The organism is Streptomyces nogalater (assembly GCF_039532885.1).
GTDB classification, from domain to species: Bacteria; Actinomycetota; Actinomycetes; order Streptomycetales; family Streptomycetaceae; genus Streptomyces; species Streptomyces nogalater.
On record NZ_BAAASM010000108.1, the window covers coordinates 1 to 3,368 of the forward strand.

At 69.8% G+C, this 3,368-nt stretch carries 2 protein-coding genes; both read left to right on the forward strand.

What is annotated here, in order from left to right:
* A partial coding sequence (locus ABD350_RS37890; RefSeq protein ID WP_344354021.1) for a laminin G domain-containing protein occupies positions 1-1,451 on the forward strand: 1,451 nt, incomplete at its 5' end.
* A 167-nt stretch (positions 1,452-1,618) separates the two neighbouring features.
* The coding region (locus ABD350_RS37895; protein ID WP_344354024.1) for a SpvB/TcaC N-terminal domain-containing protein at positions 1,619-3,368 on the forward strand (1,750 nt) is incomplete at its 3' end.

The following is a 3,368-nucleotide window of genomic DNA, read 5'->3' on the forward strand; positions in this document are numbered from 1 at the left end:
CGGGGGCGACGCTGGCCAAGGACACCGCGACGGAGGGCACCCGGCACGACGCCACGCTGCAGACCGCGGGCGCGGGTTGGTCCACCCTGGGGCGCCGCGGCGAGACGGACTACTCGCTATGGCTCAACGACGGCTCGGACGACACCCTGCGCTCCGGCTATGCCGCCACGTCCACGCCGGCGGTGAACACCAAGGACTCCTTCACCGTCTCCTCCTGGGTCTACCTGACCGACGCCTCACAGAACCGTGTGGTGCTGTCGGCACCCGGCAGCACCGCCTCGGCCTTCACCCTCTACTACTCCACGGGCCTGAAGAAGTGGGTGTTCAACCGCGTCGCCACCGACGTCAAGGACAACCCGGTCTATCTGCGGTCGGTCGCCGATGCGGGGCCGCCGCCGCTGAAGGTGTGGACGCACCTGGCAGCCGTCTTCGACACCAAGGGCGACACGGACAAGACCAACGACACCATCCAGCTGTTCGTCAACGGCCGCCCGCAGGGCAAGCCGGTCGTGCTGAACGCGGTGTCTTCCGCGTACCAGCCATGGACCTCCACCGAGGGCCTGCAGATCGGCCGCTCCCGGGTCGGTGGCGTCTGGGGTGAGTACTTCCGCGGCCGTATCGACGAGGTCTCGGTGTGGCAGTACGCGCTCAGCCCCGAGCAGATCGCCGAGGAAGCCCAGCTGACGCAGGACGGCGCGCCGACCAGCGAACTCGTCGCCTACTGGGATGCCGCATCTTCGACCGGCACCCAGGTCAAGGAGCTGAGCCCGTATCCGGTACCGGAGCTGTCGCTGTCGTCCACCGGTGCGGTGCTGGACGCGGACAACAACGCCCTTGCCTTGGACGGAAAGTCCGGCTACGCCTCCGCCGCCGGCCCGGTGGCCGATGAGACGGGCTCGTTCACCGTGTCGGCCCGGGTGAGGCTGGATGCCGAGAAGCTGGCGGGCAAGCCTGTCGGCTATGAGGCCCAGGTGGCCGGGCAGGCGATCGGCGGCGAGTCCTCCTGGGCACTGTGGGTGGTCAAGCCCGCGGTCGACACCTACCAGTGGAAGTTCACCCGGACCGCCGTGGGAGCGGACGGAAAGGTCAGCCAGAGCGCGCAGGTGCTTCCCGGGGACCTTGCCGAGCTGGACACCGGGGTCGATGTCACCGGCGTCTTCGACGCGCAGGAGACCTGGCAGTGGATTGATCCAGCCGATCCCACCAGGACCGAGGACCGCATGGGCCGGCTGCACCTGTACGTCAGTGGGATGGAGCAGCCCGGCGAGGACGCCTCCGGGTTCTCCGCAATCCAGCAGGGCAGCGGAACGCTGTCCGCGGGCAGGGGGACGGCCGGCGGCTCCACGGGCTATTACCTTCCCGGCTCGCTGGAATCCCTGCGGGTGTGGACTGGGGCTATGAACTCCGACCAGATCCGCTACAAGGTCCTGGACAGCCCGGACAGCATGTAGGAACACCGTCGCCGGCCGGGCTGCCCCCCTCCGCATGTGGGGCAGCCCTCGCCGCCCGGCGCACCCGGTGCCTGCCTCGCACCGGCTCTTTCTCTGTTCTGCCTCCTGTTTTCAACGGCACCCCGCCCGGCCCGATGCGGCACGGGCGCCGCGTAGGAAGAACCCCGATGAACCCCTTTGGCATACCCCGCCCTGACGGGGGCCGCCGCGGGGCCGCAACCAGAAGACGCTGGTCGCGGCGTATCGCCGCGACCACCGGTCTGGCCCTGCTGCCCGGCTTGCTGACCCCCGTGGCCTTCGCCGCGGACACCACCCCCCTGGGCCGCCCGCACCTGAAGCCCGAACACGCCACCAAGGTCAGCCCGTTCACCGCCGAGGTGAACAAGAAGGCCGCCGCCGAGGTGAAGAAGGCCGCCGAGGCCGACCAGACGGCGGCGGCCCGCGCCCGCCACGACCAGCAGCGCACGGCCACCTGGCCGAAGCCCGGCAAGGCCTCGCTGACCGTCCCGGACAAGGGCACCGCCAAGGCCGCCCCCGGCTCGCTTCCGGTCACCGCCACCAGCCCCGTCAAGGGCAAGCGGGCCGACTCCGTCACCGTCGAGGTCCTCGACCAGAAGACGGCCGCCACACTCGGCGTCAAGGGCGTCGTCCTCAAACTCACCGGGGCCGGTACCGGCGGCACCACACGGCTCGGCATCGACTACTCCGCCTTCGCCTCCGCCTACGGCGGCGACTGGGCCGGCCGCCTCCAGCTCGCCCGCCTGGCCGACTGCGCCCTGAAGGACCCCGCCGCGGCCAAGTGCCACCGGCGCGACGTCCTGGACGCGGTCAACAACCGCGAGGCGAACAGCATCTCCGCACCGGTGACCCTCGCCCCGGGCGGACAGCCGATGCTGCTGGCCGTCACCGCGGGCGCGACATCGGGGGCCGGCAGCTACAAGGCGACACCGCTGTCGGCTTCCTCCACGTGGGAGGCCGGCGGCTCCTCGGGCTCCTTCACCTGGTCCTACCCCCTGCGGGTGCCCCCGGCCGCGGCCGGCCCCCAGCCGGACCTGACCATCTCCTACGACTCCGGAGCCGTCGACGGCCAGACGGCCAACTCCAACAACCAGGGCAGCCAGATCGGCACCGGCTTCGACCTGACGTCCTCCTACATCGAGCGCAAGTACCACTCCTGCGACGACGACGGCCAGGACGGCAAGTACGACCTGTGCTGGAAGTACGACAACGCCTCCCTCGTCCTCAACGGCAAGGCCACCGAACTGGTCAAGGACGACCAGACGGGTACCTGGCGGCTCAAGGACGACGACGCCTCCACCGTCACCCACTCCACCGGCGCCGACAACGGCGACGAGGGCACAACGGGCGTCGACGGAGCAGGCGAGTACTGGACGGTCGTCACCGGCAACGGCACGAAGTACGTCTTCGGCCTGAACAAGCTCGACGGCGCCGGGACCGACGACCGCACCAACTCGGTATGGACGGTACCGGTCTTCGGCGACGACCAGGGCGAGCCCGGCTACAGCGCCGGAGATTCCTTCGCCACACGCGCCAAGAGCCAGGCCTGGCGCTGGAACCTCGACTATATCGAGGACACCCACGGCAACGCCTCGTCCTACTGGTACACCGCCGAGCACAACAACTACGACAAACTCGGCGACGACACCACCGGCACCGACTACGTCCGCGGCGGCTACCTCAAGGAGATCCGCTACGGCCAGCGCGCCGGCAAGCTGTTCTCTGCCTCCCCGGCCGCCTCCGACAAGGTCGTCTTCGACTACGCCGAGCGATGCCTGGCCACGGGCACCGGCTGCGACTCACTGACCAAGGACACCCGCGACAACTGGCCGGATGTCCCCTTCGACGCCCTGTGCAAGGACGGCGACAAGTGCACCGGCAACGTCGGCCCGTCCTTCT